This is a genomic window from Cryobacterium sp. 10S3, from assembly GCF_034344045.1.
Classification (GTDB): Bacteria; Actinomycetota; Actinomycetes; order Actinomycetales; family Microbacteriaceae; genus Cryobacterium; species Cryobacterium glucosi.
Genome location: NZ_CP133773.1, coordinates 298,944 through 322,936, shown reverse-complemented (window position 1 = coordinate 322,936; position 23,993 = coordinate 298,944). Strand labels below are relative to the sequence as shown.

Here is a 23,993-nt window from a genome sequence, read left to right as displayed (position 1 = left end):
CTTTTTCGGGGTTCTTTTTGTTGAAGAGAACCAAAGTCTCGGGCGCGATCTCCAATAAGCTCAGGCACTGTGTCCCGCATAACGAAGGTCCTCATCGCCAACCGGGGCGAAATCGCCGTCCGGGTGATTCGAGCCGCGAAAGACAGCGGCATTCTCTCGGTCGCCGTCTACGCCGACCAGGATCGTGACGCCGTGCACGCCCGCCTCGCAGATGAGGCGTACGGGCTCGACGGTACGACAAGCGCAGAAACCTACCTGGTCATCGAGAAGATCCTCTCGGTCGCCCGCCGTTCGGGTGCCGACGCCGTGCACCCCGGCTACGGTTTCCTCGCCGAGAACGCCGATTTCGCCCGCGCCGTGATCGACGCCGGCCTGGTCTGGATCGGCCCGTCTCCCGACGCCATCGAGCAGCTCGGAGACAAGGTCTCCGCGCGGCATATCGCCGAGCGGGTGAACGCTCCGATGGCCCCAGGCACGCTCAACCCGGTGGAGGGCGCGTCAGAGGTCCTCGACTTCATCGACCAGTACGGGCTTCCGGTCGCGATCAAGGCGGCCTTCGGCGGCGGCGGACGCGGCCTCAAGGTCGCCCGCACCCGCGAAGAGGTCCCTGAGCTCTTCGACTCGGCCGTGCGCGAGGCCGTCACCGCCTTCGGTCGCGGCGAGTGCTTCGTCGAGAAGTACCTCGACAAGCCCCGCCACGTCGAGACCCAGTGCCTCGCGGACGCCTACGGCAACGTCGTCGTCGTCTCCACCCGCGACTGCTCGCTGCAGCGTCGCCATCAGAAGCTCGTCGAGGAGGCACCGGCACCGTTCCTCACGACCGTTCAGCACGACGAGCTGTACCGCGCGTCCAAGGCCATCCTCAAGGAGGTCGGTTACCTCGGCGCAGGCACCTGCGAGTTCCTGATCGGCCAGGACGGCACCGTCTCCTTCCTCGAGGTCAACACCCGGCTCCAGGTCGAACACCCCGTCTCCGAGGAAGTCACGGGCATCGACCTCGTCCGCGAACAGTTCCGCCTCGCCGAGGGCGGTCGCCTCGACTACGACGACCCGATCCCGCGCGGGCACTCCTTCGAATTCCGGATCAACGGAGAAGACCCCGGCCGCGGGTTCATGCCCTCTCCCGGCCCCGTGCACGTCTTCAGGGCGCCGGGCGGCCCCGGCGTGCGCGTCGACAGCGGCGTGCAGGCCGGCGACGTCATCTCCGGTTCCTTCGACTCCCTGCTGGCCAAGCTCATCGTCACCGGCGCGACCCGCGAGGAGGCGCTCGAGCGTTCGCGCCGCGCCCTCGACGAGTTCGACATCGCGGGCCTCCCGACCGTGCTTCCGTTCCACCGCGCGATCGTGCGCGACCCCGCGTTCGCACCCTCGGACGGCGAGCCGTTCTCGATCTACACCCGGTGGATCGAAACCGATTTCGTCAACGACATCGAACCGTGGAACGGCTCCCTCACCGACGAGGGCACCGCCGAGAAGCGCCACAACGTCGTCGTCGAGGTCGAGGGCCGCCGCATCGAGGTCAGCCTCCCCGTGCGTCTCCTGCCCGGCACCGCCGAAAGCACCGCCGGTCCCGCCCCGCGTCGCCGTGGCGTGGCCCACTCGGTGAACACGGCCATCGGCGACGCCGTGGTCGCGCCGATGCAGGCCACGATCGTCAAGCTCGCCGTCGCTGAAGGCGACGTCGTCGTCAAGGGCGACCTGCTGCTCGTGCTCGAAGCCATGAAGATGGAACAGCCGCTCACCGCGCACAAGGACGGCGTGATCGGCAGCATCGGCGCCGTCGTCGGTGCCACGGTGTCGAGCGGGCATCTGCTGCTCGCCGTGACCGACGCCGCTTAGGCACCGCACGGCAGGCATCCGCTCGCACATCGTCGGCCGGGAAAGGGGACCGTCGTGGATCCGGACGAACTGACCGCGTTCCTGCTCGACCTGAACGGCGCCGTCGAGACGTACCCGTTCGGGCCTGAGGCCCGGGTGATGAAGGTCGCGGGCAAGATGTTCTCCGTCGACCAGCCGGATGCCCCGCGCCGGTCGATCACGCTCAAGGCGCTCCCGGAGAACGTGCCGCGGCTGATCCGCAGCGTTGCCGGCATCGAGCCCGGGTACCACATGAACAAGCGGCACTGGGTGACCGTGAGACTCGACGGCTCCGTGCCCGCCGGCCACGTGCGCGAGCTGATCACCGAGTCGCACGCGATCATCGTCGCCGCTCTCCCCCGCGCCATCCGCCAGTCCCTCCAGGGCTGACCCACCGTCCCGCGAGAGTACGTTTTCGGCCCTTAAAACGGCTCTCCTGACGTTACCGTGGGTGGTTTCCGAGCGCCTTAACGAGTGCACGCCGCTCTCCGTCTAGGTTTCTAACTGACAAAGGCAAGAAACACAGGGACGAGAAAACGGCGTGCAAAACTCAACACTATGGCGGACTCTGCTCGGAGTCGACAAAACCATCGTCGAAGCGGTCGATCTCGACGCGGATACGGGCATGCTGGTCGCGTCGGTGCGCCCAACGGCATCGATGCGGAACCGGTGCGGGGCCTGCCGGAAGCGCTGCCCGCGCTACGACGCCGGTGACGGGCGGCGCCGCTGGCGATCCCTGGACGCCGGCTCGGTGCAAATCCACTTAGAAGCTGCGGCGCCGCGGGTGAGCTGCCGGGTGCATGGCGTGACGGTCGCCGCCGTGCCGTGGGCCCGGCATCAGAGCGGGCACACTTTGTTCTTCGATGACCAGGTCGCGTGGCTGGCCACGCAAACATCCAAGTCCGCCATCACCGTGCTGATGCGCATCGCGTGGCGCACCGTGGGCGCGATCATCACCCGGGTTTGGGCAGATACGGAGAAGCAGTTCGACCAGTTCGCGGGCCTCACCCGGATCGGGATTGACGAGATCAGTTACAAGCGCGGCCACAAGTACTTGACCTGCGTCGTGGACCACGATTCTGGCCGTCTCGTCTGGGCGGCACCAGGCCAGGACAAGGCCACCCTCGAGACGTTTTTTGATGCGTTGGGGCCGGAGCGTTCGGCACTGATCACGCATGTTTCCGCGGACGGTGCGGCCTGGATCGCCAGTGTTGTCGCGGAACGAGCGCCGAACGCTGTTCGCTGCGCTGATCCGTTCCACGTCGTGAAATGGGCCACCGAGGCCCTCGATGAAGTCCGCCGGGGCGCGTGGAACGAGGCCCGCAAAGCCGCCCGGCACAACGATGCCCGACGCACTCGCGGCCGGCCCCCAGCCGACGCCCCGGCACGCCCAGACAGCGCCCGGGCGACGGGCATCAAGAACTGCCGATACGCGCTTTGGAAGAACCCGGAAAACCTGACCGAGAAGCAACAAACGAAGCTCGCCTGGATCGTGCAGACCGACCCCCGGCTGGCTCGGGCGTACTACCTGAAGGAAGGCCTCCGTGTGATCTTCAAACTGCCTCTCGAGGAAGCGACCGAAGCTCTCGACAAATGGGTTGGTTGGGCTCGCCGCTGCCGCATCCCGTCCTTCGTGAAACTGCAGAAGAGCATCGTGAAACACCGCACCGCGATCCTGGCCTCCATCGAGCACAGCCTCTCCAACGGCCGCGTCGAATCCATGAACACCAAGATCCGCCTCATGACCCGCATCGCGTTCGGCTTCAAATCACCCGAGGCCCTCATCGCCCTCGCAATGCTCAGCCTCGGCGGGCACAAACCCGTGCTTCCCGGCCGGGACTAACCCACGGAAGAGTCAGGAGAGCCCTTAAAACCGCGCTTTAAGGGCCGAAAGTGCACTCTCGCGAGGACGCGGGGCGGGGTGTGTGGGGATCCGTTCGGGACTAGAGGACGATGTGCATCGCCCGGGCGGCATCCGTGATCGAGCCCGTCAGCGACGGATAGACCGGGAAGGCCCTGGCGACCTCATCGACGGTGAGCCGGTGCTCGACGGCGAGCGCGAGCGGGAAGATGAGTTCGCTCGCCTTCGGGGCGACGATGACGCCGCCGATGACGGTGCCGGTGGTCGTGGTCGCGAAGAGCTTGACGAAGCCGTCCTTGATCCCCATCATCTTCGCCCGCGGGTTCGCGGCGAGGGGCAGCTTGTAGATGGTCCCGCGCACGAGCCCGTCCTCGATCTGCTTCTGCGTCCAGCCGACGGTCGCGATCTCGGGCTGGGTGAAGATGTTGGCCGCAACATTGCGGATCTCGATCGGGTTCACCGCGTCGCCCATCGCGTGGAACACCGCCGTGCGGCCCATCATCGAGGCGACCGATGCGAGGGGCAGCTCGGTCGTGCAGTCTCCGGCCGCGTAGATGTTCGGCATCGAGGTGCGGGCGACCCGGTTCACCCGGATGTGCCCGGAGTCGGTCAGCTGCACTCCGGCCTCCTCGAGGCCGATCCCGCGGGTGTTCGGCACAGAGCCGACGGCGATCAGGCAGTGGCTGCCCTCGACCTTGCGGCCGTCGGACAGGGTCGCGAGCACCCCGGTGGAGGTGACGACGACGGATTCGGCGCGGGACTTGCTGAGGACGACCATCCCATTGCGCTTGAAGACGTTCTCGATCACTGCGGCGGCGTCGGCGTCCTCGCCGGGCAGCACCTGGTCGCGGCTCGAGATCAGGGTGACGCGGGCACCGAGGGCCCGGTACGCCGAGGCGAACTCGGCGCCGGTGACGCCGGACCCGACGACGATCAGGTGCTCGGGCACCGCCCGCAGGTTGTAGAGCTGGGTCCAGGTGAGGATGCGCTCACCGTCGGGGACCGCGGTCGGGAGGATGCGCGGGCTCGCGCCCACGGAGACGACGATGGTGTCGGCGCTGATCCGGTCGAAATCGGTGCCGGAGGCCTCCGAGGTCGCGACGATCACGCCGCTCGTGCCGTCGAGGCGGCCGTGGCCCTGCACGAGGCGTACTCCGGCGGTGACGAGCGTGGCCCGCATATCCTCGGACTGCTGGCGGGCGAGCGCGAGGAGGCGCTTGTTGACGGCGGCGAGGTTGATCGCGACCTCGGGGCGGCTCGGCTTGCCGTCGGCCCCGCGCACGTAGAGCTGGACGCCGAGCTCGGTCGCGTCGCCGATGGAGTTGGTGGCCTCAGCGGTGGCGATGAGGGACTTCGAGGGCACGACGTCCGTGATGACCGCCGACCCGCCGACGCCGACCTCTTCGACGAGGGTGACCTCCGCCCCGAGTTGTGCTCCGGCGATCGCCGCTTCGTATCCGCCGGGCCCTCCGCCGAGAATGACGATCTGCTGCTTGCGTTCGAACTCGTAGGCCATGGTGACATTCTGCCGTCCGCCGCCCTTCGCCACCAATCCCGGCAGGGGGCATCCGCCCGCCCCAACGCCCGCGCCGGACGAATTCGACGAAGTTTCTGAGATTTCCGCGCGTGAGAGGGCACTTTGGGCCCCGAATGCCCAAAATCTCCGTCGAATTGGTTCGGGCGAATAGAGTGGGGGGATGCCGACGATCGACGCAAACCCGCTGGACGAGCCACAAACCGATCCATTCGAGATCGCCCGGATCGCGGCGGAGGAAATCGCCGAGCTGACCGGCGTCACCCATCACGACGTCGCGCTGACCCTCGGCAGCGGGTGGGGCAAGGCCGCGGAGCTCATCGGCGAGACCACGCACACGATCCCCGCGCAGTCGATCACCGGATTCAGCGCCCCCGCGCTCGAAGGCCACGTCGGCACCCTGCGTTCCGTGCTCCTGCCGAACGGCAAGCGGGCTCTCGTCATCGGCGCGCGCACCCACTACTACGAAGGCCACGGCGTCCGCCGGGTCGTGCACAGCGTACGCACCGCTGCGGCAACGGGCGCGACGACCATGATCCTCACCAACGGGGCGGGCGGCATCCGCGAGACCTGGACCCCCGGAACGCCGGTGCTGATCAGCGACCACATCAACCTCACCGCGGACTCGCCGCTCGAAGGCGCGACCTTCATCGACCTGACCGACCTCTATTCGAAGCGGCTGCGCGACCTCGCCCGCACCATCGACCCCGGGCTCGACGAGGGCGTCTACTGCCAGTTCCGCGGACCGCACTACGAGACCCCCGCCGAGGTGCAGATGGCGAAGGCGATCGGCGGCCACATCGTCGGCATGTCGACGGCGCTCGAGGCCATCGCCGCCCGCCAGGCCGGCATGGAGATCCTCGGCCTGTCCCTCATCACCAATCTCGCGGCCGGGATCCAGAAGGAGCCGCTCAGCCACGCCGAAGTGCTCGTCGCAGGCAAGCAGGCCGAACCCGTGATCAGCGCACTCCTCGCCAGGATCGTGGCCGCCCTGTGAGCGCGACCGAGACCGGCACAGGGCCCACGAACACGGGGCCCACGAGCACAGGGCCCGTCGACGCCGGGCTGACCGGCACCGGTGAGGTCCGCGCGCGCGGGCGTCACCGGGCATTGCCGGATGCTCCCGCTTCCGCACTGCCCCCGACCCTCGCGCTCGAGATCGTGGAGATTCCGGTAGCGGCAGCAGCCGAATCAGCGGAGCCCGTTCCGCCCACCCCGGAAGCCCCGGCATCGCCGGTGGTTCCGGCGGCAGCCCAGGAACCCGCCGCTGCCCCACTGACGGCCCACCCGGCATCCGCCGCGGACGAGCAGGCCCCCGTCACCGCGGAAATGGACGCCACCGTCGCGGCGGCCTTCGTCCCGGCAGCGCTCGCCCACCCCGTTGGGGCATCGACGACGTCCGCACCGGCCCCTGCGCCCGACGACGCCACCACGTTCGCCGCGGCCACCGCCTGGCTCGCCCAGGACCCGGACCCCGAGACCCAGGCCGAGCTGCGCGCCCTGCTCCGCGGGGCACAGTCCGCGGACGAGGCAGCAATCACCGAGCTGCACGCCCGCTTCGACGAGCGCCTCGCCTTCGGGACGGCCGGCCTCCGCGGCGCGATCGGCGCCGGCTCCAACCGGATGAACCGCGTCCTCGTGTCCCAGGCCGCGGCCGGCCTCGCCGCGTTCCTGATCGGAACCGCCCTTCCCGGCCAGACCCCCTCCGTCGTGATCGGCTACGACGGCCGCAAGAACTCCCAGGTCTTCGCGGCCGACAGTGCCGCGATCATGGCGGGTGCCGGCGTCCGCGCCATCCTGCTGCCCCGCCTGCTGCCGACGCCCGTCCTCGCCTTCGCCGTCCGCCACCTCGACGCGAGCGCCGGCGTCATGGTCACCGCCTCGCACAATCCCGCGGCCGACAACGGCTACAAGGTCTACCTCGGCGGCGCGAACAGCGGGTCCCAGATCGTTTCACCGGACGACGCGTTCATTGCGGCGGAGATCCACCGCGTGGCGACGCACACGACCATCCCCGACCTGCCGCGCGGCGCCTACGAGACCGCGGAGGAGACCGTCGTCCAGGCCTACATCGCCGCGACCGCCGCAACCGTCGGCCCGCCGCGCGCCCAGGTCAACGCCGTCTACACGGCCATGCACGGGGTCGGCTGGGACACCACCCGCCGCGTGCTCGAGGCTGCGGGCTACGACCTGCCGACCCTCGTCGACGCGCAGATCGCCCCGGACCCGACCTTCCCGACCGTCGCGTTCCCGAACCCGGAGGAGCCGGGCGCCCTCGACCTCGCCTTCGCGACCGCCCGCGAGATCGACGCCGAACTCGTCATCGCGAACGACCCGGACGCCGACCGCCTCGCGATCGCGATCCCCGACGCCGACGCCGCGGGCGGCTACCGTCGCCTCACCGGCAACGAGGTCGGTGCGATCCTCGGCTGGCGTGCAGCGGAACGGGCAGAACTGGCGCCCCTCGCCGACGACGCCGCCACGGACGACGACGCGGAAACCTCCGCCCCAGCCCCGCGCAACGGCACCCTGGCCTGCTCGATCGTCTCGTCGCCTGCGCTGAAGGCCGTGGCGGATGCCTACGGCATGCGCTTCGAAGAGACCCTCACCGGGTTCAAGTGGGTCTCCCGCGCCCCCGGTCTCGTCTTCGGCTACGAGGAAGCCCTCGGCTACCTCGTGAATCCGACGACCGTGCGCGACAAGGACGGCATCTCCGCGGCCCTCGCGCTGCTCTCCCTCGTGAGCGACCTGAAGAACGAGGGCTTCACCCTCGCGGACCACCTGCACCACTTCAGCGGCCGTTTCGGGCACTTCTCGTCGAGCCAGATCTCGGTGCGCGTCACCGACCTGTCGTCGATCTCCCGGGTGATGGACCGGCTGCGCTCGAACCCGCCGGTGTTCATCGGCCGGATCCGCGTCGACCACATCGACGACCTCGCCGGCGGCTTCCTCGGCCTGCCCCCGAGCGATGTGCTCCGGATCCGACTCGTCGGAGGCGCCCGCGTGATGGTGCGCCCGAGCGGCACGGAGCCCAAGCTCAAGGTCTACCTCGACACGAGCAGCGTCGTCGGCACGGTGGTGGAGCGCCAGGTCGCCGCCAACGCCGTGCTCGCCGAGCTCGAGCGCGGTATGCGCGAGCTCATCGCGTAGGGCTAGAACCTCCGCACCGCTCCGGGTTCAGCCGAGCGCTTCCTCGAGCTTGGTGGTGAGCTCGTCGACGTCGAAATAGTTGTCGATCACGACGATGTCCGCGTTGGTCTTGCCGATGTGGGCCACGAGCTCCGATGAGGTCAGGATCACCTGCGCGTCCGCGCCGACGGTCTGCACGGAGGCAACGTCGGTCGCCGTCACCTCGGCGTCGATGTCGAGCCGGGCGAGAGCCCGTTCTGCGTTCATCTTCAGGATCGCGGAGGTGCCGACTCCGACCCCGCACAGGGCGACGATCTTCATTCCTGGACCCCGCTGGCTTCTCCGGCGGGTGCCGTCACGCCGAGCAGCGAACGGATGCCGGCGGCATCCGTCGCGGCCGCAAGCGCAGGGATGACCCGCGGGTCATTAAAGAGGTTCGCGAGTTCGGCGACGAGCAGCACGTGCTCATCGCCCGTCGTCACGGCGAGGCCGAGGACCACGCTGACCGGGTCGTTGTGCGGGTGGCCGAAGGCGACGGGTTCCGCGAGGGTCACGATGCTCAGGCCCTCTGCGAGGACATCGGGGCCTGGGCGCGCGTGGGCGAGGGCCAGGCCGGGGGCGATCACGACGTAGGCGCCGAACTCTTCGATGACGTCGATCATCCGTTTCGTGTAGCCGGGGCCTGTCGACCCCGAGCGCTCGAGACCGTCGCCGGCCGCGGTCACGGCGGTGCGCCAGTCGGCCACGTGGATGCCGATCGCGATGGCGGTAAGAGGCAGGTCTGGGAGTTGCATAGGTTCTTTCACTGGGGTTGCGTGGCGGGGTCTGCGGACTCTCAGGCCTCTTCGAAGCCCGCGACGATGGCGTCGGCGAGCTCTTCGCGCTCTTCGAGCGGGAGGAACGCGGACTGGGCGGCGTTGAGCTGGAAGACCTCGAGGTCGTCGATGTCGTAGCCGAAGGCGTCGCTCAGCAGCGCGAGTTCCTGACTCAGGCTCGTGTCGCTCATCAGCCGGTTGTCGGTGTTGACGGTGACCCGGAAGCCGAGCTGGTAGAGCAGGTCGAAGGGGTGGTCGAGCAGGTCGTCACCCCAGGCGGCGATTGCGCCGGTCTGCAGGTTCGACGACGGGCTCAGTTCGAGGGCGATCTCGCGGTCGCGCACCCACTGTGCGACCGGGCCGAGGGTGACGTAGGTGTTGTCGTCGTCCTCGCGGCCGATCACGATGTCTTCGGCGAGGCGCACGCCGTGACCGAGGCGCAGTGCGCGGCCGTCGAAGAGGGCGCCGCGGATGCTGCCCAGCCCGTCGGCCTCTCCGGCGTGCACCGTGACCGGCATGAACTCCTTGGCGAGGTAGTCGAATGCTGCGATGTGGTTGCGGGCGGGGAAGCCGAGCTCCGCTCCGGCGATGTCGAAGCCGACGACGCCGTTGCCGCGGTGGCGTACGGCGAGTTCGGCGATCTCGAGGCCGCGGTTCGCGTGGCGCATCGCGGTGATGAGCTGGCCGACCCGGATGGTGGACCCGAATTCTGCCGCCTCGTCGACGCCGGACTCGAGCCCCTCCTGCACGGCCTCGACAACCTGGTCGAGGGTGAGCCCGCGGGTGAGGTGCTGTTCGGGTGCCCAGCGGATCTCCCCGTAGATGACACCGTCTGCTGCGAGGTCCAGCACGAATTCGTGGGCGACCCTGGTGAGGCCCTCACGGGTCTGCATCACGGCCGTCGTCACATCGAAGGTCTTGAGGTAATCCACGAGCGAGCCGGAGTTGGCCTGGTCGGCGAACCAATCGCCGAGGGCGGCAGCTTCCGTCGACGGCAGGGCGAGACCGATGGCCTCGGCGAGCTCGATGATCGTCTGGGGGCGCAGGCCGCCGTCGAGGTGGTCGTGCAGCGATATTTTGGGCAGCGCATTGATGCTCGTACCACCGGGCAGCAGGAATTCCTCAAGGCTCGTATTCACGCTCACCAATCTACCGGCCCCGGCCTCCCCCGGCTCCTCCCCAGGCATATCTCCCGTAATTTATTGTGATCGGCAACACACCGGTTCCGTGCGGAGATCGAGCAGTGCTCAGCGACCGATGCGCTCGGCGATGAGGGGGCCGCCGTCGAGCACGGGCTCGCCGGGGTCGCCGATCCGGTATGCGCCCTCGAGGGCCTCCAGGGCCCTGGTGAAACGCTCCGGCTCGTCGGCGCTGAGGGTGAAGAGCGGCTGCCCTGCGCGCACGGTGTCGCCCGGCTTGGCGTGCAGGTCGATCCCTGCGGCGTGCTGCACGGGGTCCTGCTTGCGGGCACGGCCCGCCCCGAGACGCCAGGCGCCGATCCCGAACGGCAGCGCCTGCTGCTCGACGAGCACCCCGTCACGGTCTGCCGTGACGATGTGGGTTTCCTTCGCGACCGGCAGTGCGGCATCCGGGTCGCCGCCCTGGGCGCGGATGACCTCGCGCCACTTGTCCATGGCCCGCCCGTCGGTGAGGGCAGCGGCGACGTCGACGCCGGTGATCCCGGCGAGCTCGAGCATCTCGGTCGCGAGGGCGATCGTGAGCTCGACGACGTCTGCAGGCCCGCCGCCGGCGAGCACCTCGACCGATTCGCGGACCTCGTTCGCATTTCCGATCGCGAAGCCGAGCGGCACGTTCATGTTGGTGAGCAGGGCGGATGTCGCCACCCCGGCATCCTCGCCGAGCGCGACCATCGTGCGGGCGAGCTCCCGGGAGAGCTCGATGTCCTTCAGGAATGCGCCGGACCCGAATTTCACGTCGAGGACGAGCGCGCTCGTGCCCTCCGCGATCTTCTTCGACATGATCGAGGAGGCGATCAGCGGGATCGCCTCGACGGTTCCGGTGATGTCGCGGAGGGCGTAGAGCTTGCCATCGGCCGGGGCGAGGCCGCCGCCCGCCGCGCAGATCACGCCGCCGTGGTCGCGGAGCTGGGCGAACATCTCCTCGTTGCTGAGGTGGGCGCGCCAGCCGGGGATCGACTCGAGCTTGTCGAGGGTGCCGCCGGTGTGCCCGAGGCCGCGGCCGGAAAGCTGCGGAACGGCCGCGCCGAAGACCGCGACGAGCGGCATCAGCGGGAGGGTGATCTTGTCGCCGACGCCGCCGGTGGAGTGCTTGTCGGTTGTCGGCTTGCCGAGGCCGGCGAAGCTCATCCGCTCGCCGCTGTTGATCATGGCGAGGGTGAGGTCCTTGATCTCCCGGCGGGTCATGCCGTTCAGGAAGATCGCCATGGTCATCGCGGCCATCTGCTCGTCGCCGACGTAGCCGCGGGTGTACGCGTCGATCAGCCAGTCGATCTGGGGGGTGGCGAGTTCGCCGTGGTCGCGCTTGGTGCGGATCAGGTCGACGGCGTCGAAGGCTTCGAGGTGGGTCTGGGTGTTCACTGGTGTTCTTCCCGGTAGTCGGCGAGCTGGCGGGGCCCGAAGGCGTCCGGCAGGACCTGGTCGATGGTGCGGAGGCCCGAGACTGTTTCCAGCAGCATGCCGGGTGCGGAGTGTTCGTAGAGGAGCTGGCGGCAGCGGCCGCACGGCATCAGCAGGTTGCCGTTGCCGTCGACGCAGCTGAAAGCGAGGAACCTGCCGCCGCCGGTGAGGTGCAGCACGGAGACGAGGGCGCACTCCGCGCACAGCGTGAGGCCGTACGAGGCGTTCTCCACGTTGCATCCGCTGATCACCCTGCCGTCGTCGACGAGGGCCGCCGCGCCGACGGGGAACTTCGAGTACGGCGCGTACGCGAGGCTCATCGCCTCGGTCGCGGTGCTGCGGAGGAGCGCCCAGTCGATGGCGGGAGCCACGTGGCCGGACTCCGGTTCGTTCTTTCGCGCGGGTTCGTTCTTTCGGGAGCTCACGATTTGATGTACGGCTTTCCGGAGGCCGCTGGCCCCCGTGACTGGCCGACGAGGCCGGCGACGGCGAAGATCGTGACGAGGTAGGGCAGCATCAGCATGAATTCGCTCGGCACCGGGGAGCCGATGATGCTGAGCACGTTCTGCAGGTTGCTCGCGAAGCCGAAGAGCAGCGCGGCGAGGGTGGCCCTGATCGGGTCCCAGCGGCCGAAGATGACGGCGGCGAGGGCGATGAACCCGGCGCCGGCTGTCATCTCTTTGCCGAAGGCGCCGACCGAGCCGAGGGTGAAGTACGCCCCGCCGAGACCGGCGATCGCGCCCGCGAGGGAGACGTTCCAGAACCGGGTGCGGGCGACGTTGATGCCCACGGTGTCCGCGGCCTGAGGATGCTCGCCGACGGCGCGCAGGCGGAGGCCCCACTTGGTGTGGAAGAGGCCGAAGTACACGCACGCCACGGCCACGTACATGATGTAGACGATCAGGGTCTGCCGGAAGAAGACCGGGCCGATGATCGGGATCTCGCTCAGCAGCGGGATGTTGATGTTCTCGAACCTCGGCGGGCTGTTGAGCGTCCCTGCGTTCGGGGCGAGCAGCTGGGAGAACAGGAAGCCGGTGACCCCGGAGACGAGCACGTTGAGCACGACGCCGACGATGACCTGGTCGACGAAGTACTTGATCGCGAACGCGGCGAGCACGAAGGAGACGAGCACGCCGGCGACCATCGCCGCGACAAGCCCGAGCAGCGGCTGCTGGGTGATCGACGCGACCATCGCCGAGGTGAACGCACCCGCCAGCAGCTGGCCCTCGATCGCGACGTTGACCACGCCGACCCGTTCGGAGATGACGCCGCCGAGCGCACCGAAGATGAGCGGGACGGCGAGGCTCAGCGACCCGAAGAGCAGCCCGGGCACGGGGATCGTGTGGTCGGCGGAGGCCCAGGCCAGGAAGCCGACCAGCAGGAACACCGCGAACACGGTGACGAGCCAGATCGGCACCTTCGCCTTCGAGCGCACGAGCCATCCGCTCGCCGCCGTGATCAGGAGCAGGAGGGCGACGACCGCGATGCCGGTCGGCCGGGTGGGCAGGACCACGTCGGGCAGCTGAATCAGGTCGGTCGTGGTGGACAGGCGCATGGTGCTCTCGCCGTCACGACCGAAGACGACGAGCAGCAGGAAGCCGAGCACAGTGAAGATCGCGAGGGCGATCGGGGTCTTCCAGCTCTTGATCTGCTCGAAGTCGGGCCCTGCGGCAGTGACTGCTGCGCCCGGTCCGGTGGACCCGGCCGGTGAAACGGTTGTCGGAGTGCTCACGAGGCCACCACCTCCGTGGGTGTCGTGGTGCGTTTCCGGGGCGTCTTCGCACCGGGGGTCTTCTGGCCCGGCGTCGGCAGCCGGAAGATGGCGCGCACGAGGGGCGGCGCCGCGATGAACAGGACGATGAGGGACTGCACGATCAGCACGATATCGATCGGGACGCCCTCTGCTGCCTGCATCGAGAACCCGCCCGCCTTGAAGGCGCCGAAGAGGATGCCTGCGGCGAAGACCCCCCACGGGCGTGAGCGGCCGAGCAGCGCGACGGTGATCGCGTCGAACCCGATGCCGGAGTCGATGCCGGCGTCGAAACCGCTCGTCGACGTGCCGAGTACCTGGTTGATGCCTGCGAGGCCGACGAGGCCGCCGGAGAACAGCATCGCGTAGACGTACATCCGGTCGACGCTGATCCCGGCCACCCGGGCCGCGTGCGGGTTGAGCCCCACGGCGCGGAACTGGAAGCCGAGATTCGAGCGCGACAACAGCCACCAGGTGAAGATCGTCGCGATGATCACGAGGATGAACCCGAGGTGCAGGTTGTACGCGGGGCCGAGCAGGTCGGGGAACACGGCCGTCGGTTTGCTCGCGGGACTCTGCGGGTTGTTGGACCCCGGCGTCTTCAGGAAGCCGTCGCGCAGCAGGTAGCTGACGAGGTAGTAGGCGACGTAGTTCAGCATGATCGTCGTGATGACCTCGTGCGCACCGGTGCGTGCTTTGAGCAGGCCGACGATGCCGCCCCAGAGTGCGCCGCCTGCGACACCGACGACGAGGGCGACGACCAGGTGGATGCCGGCGGGCAGGTCGAGCGCGAAGGCCACCCAACCGCCGAGCGCGGCCGCGATGAGCATCTGGCCGCGACCGCCGATGTTGAACAGCCCGACACGGAAGCCGAGCGCAACGCCGAGGCCGGCCGCGATCAGCGGGGTCGCGAAGGTGAGGGTCTCGGTGAGCGGTTTGATCCCGGACGCGAAATCCGGCTTGCGGAAGTTGTAGATCGACCCCTGGAACAGGGCGGAGTACGCGCCGGACACGGAATTCCAGGCCGCGACGACGGTGTCGCCCGGTCGGGAGAAGAAGTAGACCGACGCATTCTGGACGTCCTCGTTGGTGAAGGCGATCAGGATCGCGCCGACGAGCAGGGCGAGGACGACGGCGAGGACGGAGATGATGGCGTTCCCGGTCGTGATCTCACGGAAGACCTGGTACGCGCGACTCGGCTGGTCAGGCTGGTCCGGCCCGACCGGCTTCCCGCTGGAAACCGGCGGGGTCTGCAGGGTCTCGCTCATGCTGCCGCTCCTTCTTCGGTCGGCGTTTCGCCGGCCATCATCAGCCCCAGTACGGCCCGGGGGGTGTCGCCGGGGACGATGCCCACGACGCGGCCGCGGAACATCACCAGGATCCGGTCGGCGAGCGCGGCGACCTCGTCGAGTTCGGTCGAGATCACGATGACCGGGGTGCCGGCATCCCGGGTCGCGATGATGCGCTCGTGCACGAATTCGATCGAACCGACGTCGAGGCCGCGGGTCGGCTGGGCGGCGATGAAGAGGCGCAGGTCGCGGCTGAGCTCCCTGGCGAGGACGACCTTCTGCTGGTTTCCGCCGGAGAGGCGGGCGACGAGTGTGTCGATGCCCTGGGAGCGCACATCGAATTCCTTGACCTTGTCCTCGGCGAACCGGGCGAGGAAGGATAGCTGGACGTTGAAGCGTTTGACGAACGGCGGCTGGTGCGACCGGTCGAGCATCAGGTTCTCTGCGATCGTGAATTCGCCGACGAGGCCGTCCTCTGTGCGGTCCTCTGGCACGAAGCCGACGCCGGCGTCGAGGATCCGGCGCACGGTGTGGTTGCGGAGCGAGGCACCGTCGAGGGTAATGTCGCCGGAGACGCGCGGCTGGAGGCCCATCAGGGCCTCGGTCAGCTCGGTCTGCCCGTTTCCCTGCACTCCGGCGATGGCGAGGATCTCGCCGGCGTGCACGGTGAAGCTCACGTTGTTGACGAGCACCTGCCCGCGCGGGTCGAGCACAGTGAGGTCGGTGACGACGAGGGCAGGGGCACCGGGCGCGGCCGGGGACTTGTCGACGGTGAGGTCGACGGCGCGGCCGACCATCATCGTGGCGAGTTCCTCGTTGCTCGCGGTGGGCGAGGCCTGGCCGACGACGGCACCGAGGCGGATGACGGTGATCCGGTCCGCGACGGCGCGCACCTCCCGGAGTTTGTGGGTGATGAAGACGATCGAGGTGCCGGAGTCGCGCAGCTGGCGCATGATGCCCATCAGCTCGTCGGTCTCCTGCGGGGTGAGCACCGCGGTCGGCTCGTCGAAGACGAGCACCTTCGCATCGCGGGAGAGCGCCTTGATGATCTCGACCCGCTGCTGCACTCCGACGGGGAGGTCCTCGACGAGGGCGTCGGGGTCGACGTCGAACCCGAACCTGGCCGAGATCTCGGTCACCCGGCGGCGGGCGGCCGGGAGATCGAGGTGGCCGCCGAACCCGGTCTCTTCGTGGCCGAGCATGACGTTCTCGGCGACGGTGAAGACGGGGATGAGCATGAAGTGCTGGTGCACCATGCCGATGCCGGCGGCCATGGCGTCGCCGGGTCCGGAGAAGTGCTGGACGACGTCGTCGAGCAGGATCTCGCCTTCTTCGGCCCGGTAGAGGCCGTAGAGCACGTTCATCAGGGTGGACTTCCCTGCACCGTTCTCGCCGAGCAGCGCGTGGATCTCGCCGGCCTCGACAGTGAGGTTGATGTGGTCGTTGGCGACCAGGGCACCGAATCTCTTCGTAATGCCGCGAAGTTCGAGCTTCATACTTCCCGATTCTATTGAGCAGCCGGCCGGGGGGTCAGCGGCCGGGGGTTAAAGCACACGGGGAGGCCAGCTCTCGCTGGCCTCCCCGCGATGGCACTTCCTGGTGTGTTACTTCGGGGTGGACGGCGACGTGACCGTGAGCTTGCCGCTGATGATGTCGGCCTTGATCGCGTCGACCTCCTTCACGAGCGCGGGGTCGACCTTGGATTCCCAGTCGTGCAGGGGCGCGATGTCGACGCCCTTGTTCTCGAGGGTGCCGATGTACGGGGTCGCGCTGAACTTGCCGTTCGCCGCGTCAACGACGATCGCCTTGGTCGCATCCGCCATCTGCTTCATGATCGAGGTGAGGTAGAGCGCCTTCGTGGCCGGTGCGGTCGCGTAGAGGTCGCTGTCGACGCCGACGATGGCAACGTCCTTGCCGGAGTCCTGGATGGCCTGCGCGGTGCCCTGGAAGAGCGGTCCGGCAACCGGAAGGATGATGTCGGCGCCCTGGTCGATCAGGTTGGTGCTGAGCGCCTTGCCCTGGTTGATGTCGTCGAAGCTGCCGGCGAAGGTTCCGGCCTGGGCGGCCTTGTCCCAGCCGAGGAGCTTGACGGACTTCGACTTCTGGGTGTTGTAGTACGTCACGCCATCGGCGAAGCCGTCCATGAAGATCGTCACGGATGGGAACTGCTTGCCGCCGTAGGTGCCGACGATGCCGGTCTTGGTGGTGCCCGCAGCGAGGTAACCGGCGAGGAAGGCGGCCTGGGCGGTGTCGTAGAGCACCGGCTTGACGTTGTCGAGGGCAAGGGGGCTGAAGTCGTCATTCGACAGTGCGGAGTCGATGATGGCGAAGTCGGTCGTGGGGCTGGCCTTGGCCGCGTCGCGGGTGGTGTTCGCGAGCGCGAAGCCGACCGTGAGGATGAAGTTGCAGTTCTGGTCGACCATGCTGCTGACGTTGCCCGCGTACTGGTCGGTCGTCTTGGACTCCGCCTGCTTGAACTTGACGCCGAGGGCATCCGCTGCCTGGGTCATTCCGTCGAAGCTCGACTGGTTGAAGGACTTGTCGTCGAAGCCGCCGGCGTCGGAAACGATGCAGGGGGTGAAGTCGGTGACCGCAGCGGTCGACGTGGCGCCGCCGGTGCTCGGCGCCGCCGCACAACCGGCGAGCAGGGCTACGGCGCCCAGGGTGGCGAGTCCGCTGAAAACGGCCCTTCGTTTGGTGATTGTCAAGATGACCTCCATTGCTGGCCCGGCGCGGGTTCGACGGGGCTGTGTGCAATCAGGTTACCCAATGTTTCACTGCTCAGTTGAGCAAACTCGATAGGTGCGCTAAGCGTTATCAACCCGCTACCTGTACGAAACAAATCCGTGCACAATTAGCCGGAGACCGGCACAAACGATTCAGACGGTGTCGGCTACAACACGTCGCTGCTCCCGGAGAGCTTGAGGGCGTCGACGACGGCCTTCACTTTCTGCGCATTCGCGCTCGTCGTCACGAGCAGAGCGTCCGGCGTGTCGATGACGACGATGTCCTCGACGCCGATCAGCGCGATCATCCGGCCGGTGTGGCTCACGACGATTCCGCTCGACGAGTCCGCGAGAACGCGTGCGCCCTCACCGAGGATCGCCAGGTCGCGCTTCCGCCCGTTCGCGTGGATCTTGGCGATCGACGCGAAGTCGCCGACGTCGTCCCAGTCGAACTGGCCGGGGATGACGGCGAGCTGGCCGCGGGCCGCGACCGGCTCCGCGACGGTGTAGTCGATGGCGATCTTCTTGAGCTTCGGCCAGACCTTGTCGACGACGGCGCCGCGACGCGGGGTGTCCCAGGCATCGGCGAGCTCGAGGAGCCCGGCGAGCAGCTCGGGCTCCGCAGCGCCGATCTCTTCGAGCAGGCGATCGGCCCTGGCGATGAACATTCCCGCGTTCCAGAGGTAGTGGCCGCTCGCGACGTACGCCTCCGCCGTCGCGAGGTCGGGCTTCTCGACGAAGGAGTCGACGGACTGCGCGTTCGGCGCCCCCGGGATATCGAGCGGCGCGGCCGTCTTGATGTAGCCGAATCCGATCGCGGGCTCCGTCGGCCGGATGCCGATCGCGACGATGTACCCGGCATCCGCTGCCGCGACGGCCTCGACGATGGTCTGGCGGAACAGGATGGCGCCCTTGATGACGTGGTCGGCCGCGAAGGACCCGATGATGACGCCGGGTTCGCGTTTCTCGAGGATGGCGGCGGCGAGGCCGATGGCCGCCGTCGACTCGCGCGGCTCGCTCTCGAGCACGACATTGAGGTCGGCGAGCTCCGGCAGCTGCGCCTCGACGGCGGCGCGGTGCGCGCGACCGGTGACGACCATGATGCGCTGGTCGCCGGCGAGGGGGGCCAGCCGGTCCCAGGTGTCCCTGAGCAGGGTCTGGCCTGACCCGGTGAGGTCGTGCAGGAACTTCGGCGCGTCCGCGCGGGAGAGCGGCCACAGGCGGGATCCGATGCCGCCGGCGGGGATCACGCTGTAGAAGCGCTCGAGTGGGTCAGGTGCCTGGGTCATTCGGCCAGACTACAGGCCGCCGGGGGCTGTTCACCGGGTATTCACGCAGTGGTTCCGGGTATTCACGTGCTTGTTTCGAGGGGTGCATACGCTCGAAACATGCGGGTTGCTGTCGTCAGTGAAAGTTTCCTCCCCACGGTCAGTGGGGTCACCACGAGCGTCTGCAAGGTGCTCGAGCACCTGCAGCGCACCGGGCACGAGGCGATCGTCATCGCCCCCGCCGGTGCTCCTTCCGAATACGCGGGTTTCCCGGTGTTCAGCGTCCCCGCCGTCTCCTACCGCCAGTTCCCTGTCGGGATGCCGAGCCCGCACGTGCAGCGCCTGCTCGCCGATTTCGGCCCGGACGTCGTGCACGCGGCCTCCCCGTTCCTCCTCGGCGCCCAAGGCATCGCGTCGGCGAACCGCCTCGACATCCCGAGCGTCGCGATCTTCCAGACGGATGTCGCCGGTTACGCCAGGCGCAACCGGCTCGGCCAGGCGACGAAGGTCGCCTGGCGCCTCGTCAAGTGGATCCACGACGGCGCCGACCTCACCCTCGTGCCCTCCTCTGCCTCGATGGCGGACCTCGAACGGGTCGGCGTGCGCAGGCTCGCCCGGTGGACGCGCGGCGTCGACCTCGTCGGCTACCACCCGAACCGGAGGAGCGAACCGGCCGTCGCCGAGCTGCGCAAGCGCCTGTCCCCGAACGGTGAGGTCGTGGTCGGCTACGTCGGCCGGATGGCGCCGGAGAAACAGGTCGAACGGTTCCGTGCCCTCAGGGGCGTTCCGGGCATCCGTGTCGCCCTCGTCGGCGACGGGCCGTCCGTGCCGCTCATCCAGCGCGAACTCGCCGGCGTGCCGGTGACGTGGCTCGGCCGGCTCTCCGGGTCCGCCCTCGCCGACGCTTACGCCGCGTTCGACGTCTTCGTGCACGCCGGGACCGAAGAGACCTTCGGCCAGACGATCCAGGAGGCGCACGCGGCTGGGCTCCCCGTCGTCGCCCCGCACGCCGGCGGCCCGATCGACCTCGTCGCGCACGGCGACAACGGATTCCTCTTCACTCCAGACGACGAACGCGATCTGCGGCGCTGTGTCACGCGGCTCGTGGATGACGCGCCGCTCCGGCTGCGGATGGGCGAATCCGGCAGGAGGGCGGTGCTCGGCCGCTCGTGGGAGAACGTCTGTGAAACCCTTGTCGGTTACTACGACAAAGTCATCGACGAACGTGCCGCCATCCGCGTGATGACGGCGGTTCCGCTGTCAATGCAGCGCTGAGGGCCCTCGCGGATAATATCTCGGCCTAGAGACACTTAGGATGGTTGCACGCGCACCAGCGCAGTGCCGGCCTGCACTATTCGAGGCCGCTCATTCAGCCAGGGAAGGTTGGTCATGCCTCAGCAATCGGCACGGACATTGACATCCCAGCAGAAGACCACGTCACGCCGCCCCGCAGGAACCCTGTACCGGGGCCGCGAGGGTATGTGGTCGTGGGTCCTCCACCGGATCACCGGTGTTGCGATCTTCTTCTTTCTGCTGGTCCACATTCTGGACACGGCGCTCGTGCGCGTGAGCCCCGAGGCGTACAACGCGGTCATCTCGACTTACCAGACGCCGATCATGGGTCTCGGCGAGACGGCGCTCGTCGCGGCGATCGTGTTCCACGCGTTCAACGGGATCCGGATCATCCTGATCGACTTCTGGAGCGCGAAGTACCAGAAGGTGATGTTCTACGTCGTCATCGGCCTCTGGGTCGTCACGATGCTGGGCTTCGCCCCCGCCACCTCATGAACGTCTTCAGTCACTAGGAGGAGCAGCCATGGCAACCACACTCGACTCCCCCAGGAGCCCATACGCGCGCCCGACGGGCAAGCGCGGCACCAACTGGGAAAAATGGGGCTGGATCTACATGCGCGGCTCCGGCGTCGTGCTCATCGTGCTCATCTTCGGTCACCTCTTCGTGAACCTGATGATCGGCAAGGGCGTCGACGCCCTCAACTTCGGCTTCGTCGCCGGCAAGCTCGCGAGCCCGTTCTGGCAGTGGTGGGACGTGGCGATGCTCTGGCTCGCCCTGATCCACGGCGGCAACGGCATGCGCACGATCGTGAACGACTACGCGACCCAGCGGGTCACCCGCGGCATCTTCAAGTGGGCCATCCTCGCCGCCGTCGTGATCCTGATCGTGCTCGGCACGCTCGTGGTCTTCACCTTCGACCCCTGCCCGGCCGGTTCGCCCGCCGACCTTCTTCCCACGTTCTGCCCGGCCATCTAGGAGCTCACACCAGCACATGACGGATGTATCAAACACCGCACCGACCGAATCCACCGTGATCGACGGCGTGCACTACCACAAGTTCGACATCGTGATCGTGGGAGCAGGCGGCGCAGGGATGCGCGCAGCCATCGAGGCCGGACCAGGGGCAAGCACCGCGGTCATCTCCAAGCTCTACCCGACCCGTTCGCACACGGGAGCCGCCCAGGGCGGCATGGCCGCAGCGCTCGCCAATGTCGAGGAAGACAACTGGGAGTGGCACACCTTCGACACCGTCAAGGGCGGCGACTACCTCGTCGACCAGGACGCGGCTGAGATCCTCGCGAAGGAGGCCATCGACGCGGTCATCGACCTCGAGAACATGGGCCTGCCCTTCAACCGCACCCCGGAGGGCAAGATCGACCAGCGCCGCTTCGGCGGCCACACGAGCGACCACGGCAAGGCGCCCGTGCGCCGCGCCTGCTACGCCGCCGACCGCACCGGCCACATGATCCTGCAGACCCTGTACCAGAACTGCGTCAAGCGCGGCATCAACTTCTTCAACGAGTACTACGTGCTCGACCTCGTGATGACCCCGGTCGACGGTGTCGACCAGCCGTCCGCCGTCGTCGCACTCGACCTGTCGAGCGGCGAACTGCACGTCTTCCAGGGCAAGGCCTTCATCTTCGCGACCGGCGGCTTCGGCAAGATCTACAAGACCACCTCGAACGCGCACACCCTCACCGGTGACGGCGTCGGCATCATCTGGCGCCAGGGCCTTCCGCTCGAGGACATGGAGTTCTTCCAGTTCCACCCGACCGGCCTCGCCGGCCTCGGCATCCTCCTCACCGAGGGAGCCCGTGGTGAGGGCGCGATCCTGCGCAACGCCTCAGGCGAGCGCTTCATGGAGCGGTACGCCCCGACGATCAAGGACCTCGCCCCGCGCGACATCATCGCGCGCTGCATGGTCAAGGAGGTCGCGGAGGGCCGCGGCGCCGGACCGAACAAGGACTACCTGTACCTGGACTGCACCCACCTGGGCGCCGAAGTGCTCGAGACCAAACTGCCGGACATCACCGAGTTCGCCCGCACCTACCTCGGCGTCGACCCGGTCACCGAACCGGTGCCCGTGATGCCGACGGCGCACTACGCCATGGGCGGCATCCCGACCAACGTCAACGCCGAGGTGCTGCGCAACAACACCACCGTCGTTCCCGGCCTCTACGCCGCCGGCGAGTGCGCGTGCGTCTCGGTGCACGGCTCGAACCGGCTCGGCACCAACTCGCTCCTGGACATCAACGTCTTCGGCAAGCGCGCGGGCAACAACGCCGTCGCCTACGTGAAGACCGCGGAGTTCACCCCGCTGCCCGATGACCCGGCCGGGACGGTGCGCGAACTGCTCGAGGGCATCCGCTCGTCGACAGGGACAGAGCGCATCGCCGTGCTGCGCAAGGAACTGCAGGAGACGATGGATGCGAAGGCGCAGGTCTTCCGCACCGACGAGTCGCTCTCCGAGGTCACCGAGGTGATCCACTCGCTGCGCAACCGGTACAAGAACATCGGCGTGCAGGACAAGGGCCGCCGGTTCAACACCGACCTGCTCGAGGCCGTCGAACTCGGCTTCCTGCTCGACCTCGCCGAGGTCGTCGTGTACTCCGCCCGCAACCGCAAGGAAAGCCGCGGCGGCCACATGCGCGACGACTACCCCCTGCGCGACGACGTGAACTACCTCGTGCACACGATGGCGTACCTCACCGGTGACCCGCTCTCAGCGGATGCCGCAGACCACATTGCGCTGGACTGGAAGCCAGTCACCATCACGCGCTACCAGCCGATGGAAAGGAAGTACTGAGTGAGCACCGCATTCGCAGACGCCCCGGTCGTGCCCGAGGAGATTCAGTCCTTCACCGTCACGCTCATCATCCGACGCTTCAACCCGGAGGTCGACGACGAGCCGCACTGGGAAGACTTCGACGTGCAGATGTACCCGACCGACCGGGTGCTCGACGCATTGCACAAGATCAAGTGGGAGCAGGACGGCTCCCTGTCGTTCCGGCGTTCCTGCGCGCACGGTATCTGCGGCTCTGATGCGATGCGCATCAACGGCCGCAACCGCCTGGCCTGCAAGACGCTGATCAAGGACCTCGACATCACCAAGCCGGTCTACGTGGAGGCGATCAAGGGACTTCCGCTCGAGAAGGACCTCATCGTCGACATGGAGCCGTTCTTCGAATCGTTCCGGGCCGTTCAGCCGTTCCTGGTGTCCAACACCGCGCCCGTCGGCGGCAAGGAGCGCATCCAGACCGTCGCCCAGCGCGAGCGTTTCGACGACACCACGAAGTGCATCCTCTGCGCGGCGTGCACCTCGAGCTGCCCGGTGTTCTGGACGGACGGGCAGTACTTCGGCCCGGCCGCGATCGTGAACGCGCACCGCTTCATCTTCGACTCACGCGACGAGAACGCAGCCGTTCGCCTCGACATCCTGAACGACCGGGAGGGCGTCTGGCGCTGCCGGACGACCTTCAACTGCTCGGAGGCGTGCCCGCGCGGCATCCAGGTGACGCAGGCGATCGCCGAGGTCAAGCAGGCGATCCTGCGCGGCAAGGCCTGAGCGCAGGAGTCTCACACGCACGAATCTCATCCGGAGTAGCCGGTGGCGCCGACTCGGGTTTCGTCGCCACCGGCTGGTCGCGCGAGCCGGCGGCTGGCCGGGTCGAGTGACCGTCGCTCAGTCCACGAGCCAGATCGACCCGGCTCGGACAGTGCCGAACGAGCCGTTCTGGACCCGGGAGCGCCGCGCCGGAGCGAGGCGATCGGGCCCGGCCGGGACATCCGCTTCGGGTGTCGGATGACCGGTCTGGACGGGTGGACTCTCGGATCGTCGCAGATCCGGGCGGTCGGGCGCAAGAGGTGAGGGAG

Annotated in this window: 20 protein-coding genes and 1 pseudogene; 10 read left to right on the top strand and 11 right to left on the bottom strand. The window is 68.1% G+C overall.

The features are described from left to right. The first annotated feature begins 69 nt into the window (after positions 1-69). From RHM57_RS01430 to RHM57_RS01420, 3 genes are all read left to right on the top strand, one after another. Positions 70-1,839, top strand: coding sequence for an acetyl/propionyl/methylcrotonyl-CoA carboxylase subunit alpha (locus RHM57_RS01430; RefSeq protein ID WP_322189436.1), 1,770 nt, complete (start codon positions 70-72; stop codon positions 1,837-1,839). Between the two features lie 54 nt (positions 1,840-1,893). Then, complete coding sequence (locus RHM57_RS01425; RefSeq protein WP_322189435.1) at positions 1,894-2,247, top strand: MmcQ/YjbR family DNA-binding protein; 354 nt, start codon at positions 1,894-1,896, stop codon at positions 2,245-2,247. A gap of 151 nt (positions 2,248-2,398) precedes the next feature. Then, the gene (locus RHM57_RS01420; RefSeq protein ID WP_322135197.1) at positions 2,399-3,700 is read left to right on the top strand and encodes an ISL3 family transposase; all 1,302 of its coding nucleotides are present in this window, start codon (positions 2,399-2,401) and stop codon (positions 3,698-3,700) included. 100 nt (positions 3,701-3,800) lie between these two features. Here RHM57_RS01420 and RHM57_RS01415 read toward each other — a convergent pair whose 3' ends face one another. After that, the gene (locus tag RHM57_RS01415) at positions 3,801-5,234 is read right to left on the bottom strand and encodes an NAD(P)H-quinone dehydrogenase (RefSeq protein ID WP_322189434.1); all 1,434 of its coding nucleotides are present in this window, start codon (positions 5,232-5,234) and stop codon (positions 3,801-3,803) included. A 181-nt stretch (positions 5,235-5,415) separates the two neighbouring features. On the opposite strand from RHM57_RS01415, the gene RHM57_RS01410 reads away from it, so the two are divergent. Next, a complete protein-coding gene (locus RHM57_RS01410) occupies positions 5,416-6,249 on the top strand; it encodes a purine-nucleoside phosphorylase (protein WP_134560705.1) in 834 nt (277 codons plus the stop codon). A 332-nt stretch (positions 6,250-6,581) separates the two neighbouring features. After that, positions 6,582-8,402 carry a phospho-sugar mutase gene (locus tag RHM57_RS01405; protein ID WP_416173113.1) on the top strand — a complete coding sequence of 607 codons (1,821 nt, stop codon included), beginning with the start codon at positions 6,582-6,584 and terminating at the stop codon, positions 8,400-8,402. Positions 8,403-8,429: 27 nt separating this feature from the next. On the opposite strand, the gene RHM57_RS01400 is transcribed toward RHM57_RS01405, so the two are convergent. The 10 genes from RHM57_RS01400 to RHM57_RS01355 form a co-directional block, all read right to left on the bottom strand. Then, positions 8,430-8,702: a PTS sugar transporter subunit IIB gene (locus RHM57_RS01400; RefSeq protein WP_322189432.1), complete on the bottom strand. Its 273-nt coding sequence runs from the start codon at positions 8,700-8,702 to the stop codon at positions 8,430-8,432. Next, entirely contained in the window at positions 8,699-9,175 is a 477-nt protein-coding gene (locus RHM57_RS01395) for a PTS sugar transporter subunit IIA (RefSeq protein WP_322189431.1), read from the bottom strand. The genes RHM57_RS01400 and RHM57_RS01395 overlap by 4 nt, the downstream gene beginning before the upstream one ends. A 41-nt stretch (positions 9,176-9,216) precedes the next feature. Then, positions 9,217-10,335 (bottom strand): adenosine deaminase, encoded by a 1,119-nt coding sequence (locus RHM57_RS01390; RefSeq protein WP_322189430.1) that lies wholly within the window; start codon positions 10,333-10,335, stop codon positions 9,217-9,219. Between the two features lie 108 nt (positions 10,336-10,443). Then, a complete protein-coding gene (locus tag RHM57_RS01385) occupies positions 10,444-11,754 on the bottom strand; it encodes a thymidine phosphorylase (protein WP_322189429.1) in 1,311 nt (436 codons plus the stop codon). Continuing rightward, positions 11,751-12,164 carry a cytidine deaminase gene (locus RHM57_RS01380; RefSeq protein ID WP_322189824.1) on the bottom strand — a complete coding sequence of 138 codons (414 nt, stop codon included), beginning with the start codon at positions 12,162-12,164 and terminating at the stop codon, positions 11,751-11,753. The genes RHM57_RS01385 and RHM57_RS01380 overlap by 4 nt, the downstream gene beginning before the upstream one ends. A 50-nt stretch (positions 12,165-12,214) precedes the next feature. Then, positions 12,215-13,525, bottom strand: a complete 1,311-nt coding sequence (locus RHM57_RS01375; protein WP_416173101.1) for an ABC transporter permease — start codon at positions 13,523-13,525, stop codon at positions 12,215-12,217. Next, positions 13,522-14,811, bottom strand: a complete 1,290-nt coding sequence (locus tag RHM57_RS01370) for an ABC transporter permease (RefSeq protein ID WP_322189428.1) — start codon at positions 14,809-14,811, stop codon at positions 13,522-13,524. The genes RHM57_RS01375 and RHM57_RS01370 overlap by 4 nt, the downstream gene beginning before the upstream one ends. Further along, a complete protein-coding gene (locus tag RHM57_RS01365; protein WP_322189427.1) occupies positions 14,808-16,328 on the bottom strand; it encodes an ABC transporter ATP-binding protein in 1,521 nt (506 codons plus the stop codon). The genes RHM57_RS01370 and RHM57_RS01365 overlap by 4 nt, the downstream gene beginning before the upstream one ends. A gap of 108 nt (positions 16,329-16,436) precedes the next feature. Continuing rightward, positions 16,437-17,540, bottom strand: coding sequence for a BMP family ABC transporter substrate-binding protein (locus RHM57_RS01360; protein ID WP_322189426.1), 1,104 nt, complete (start codon positions 17,538-17,540; stop codon positions 16,437-16,439). A gap of 185 nt (positions 17,541-17,725) precedes the next feature. Then, positions 17,726-18,847 (bottom strand): mannose-1-phosphate guanylyltransferase, encoded by a 1,122-nt coding sequence (locus tag RHM57_RS01355; protein ID WP_322189425.1) that lies wholly within the window; start codon positions 18,845-18,847, stop codon positions 17,726-17,728. A gap of 99 nt (positions 18,848-18,946) precedes the next feature. Between RHM57_RS01355 and RHM57_RS01350 the strand changes: the two genes are divergently transcribed. The 5 genes and pseudogenes from RHM57_RS01350 (at position 18,947) to RHM57_RS01330 (ending at position 23,685) form a co-directional block, all read left to right on the top strand. Next, positions 18,947-20,101, top strand: a complete 1,155-nt coding sequence (locus RHM57_RS01350) for a glycosyltransferase family 1 protein (RefSeq protein ID WP_322189424.1) — start codon at positions 18,947-18,949, stop codon at positions 20,099-20,101. A gap of 114 nt (positions 20,102-20,215) precedes the next feature. Next, positions 20,216-20,631: pseudogene (gene sdhC, locus RHM57_RS01345) on the top strand (succinate dehydrogenase, cytochrome b556 subunit). A gap of 11 nt (positions 20,632-20,642) precedes the next feature. Continuing rightward, entirely contained in the window at positions 20,643-21,095 is a 453-nt protein-coding gene (locus RHM57_RS01340; protein ID WP_322189423.1) for a succinate dehydrogenase hydrophobic membrane anchor subunit, read from the top strand. Between the two features lie 16 nt (positions 21,096-21,111). Further along, positions 21,112-22,926: a succinate dehydrogenase flavoprotein subunit gene (gene sdhA / locus RHM57_RS01335; protein ID WP_322189422.1), complete on the top strand. Its 1,815-nt coding sequence runs from the start codon at positions 21,112-21,114 to the stop codon at positions 22,924-22,926. After that, entirely contained in the window at positions 22,927-23,685 is a 759-nt protein-coding gene (locus tag RHM57_RS01330; protein ID WP_134449415.1) for a succinate dehydrogenase iron-sulfur subunit, read from the top strand. Positions 23,686-23,993 lie beyond the last annotated feature (308 nt).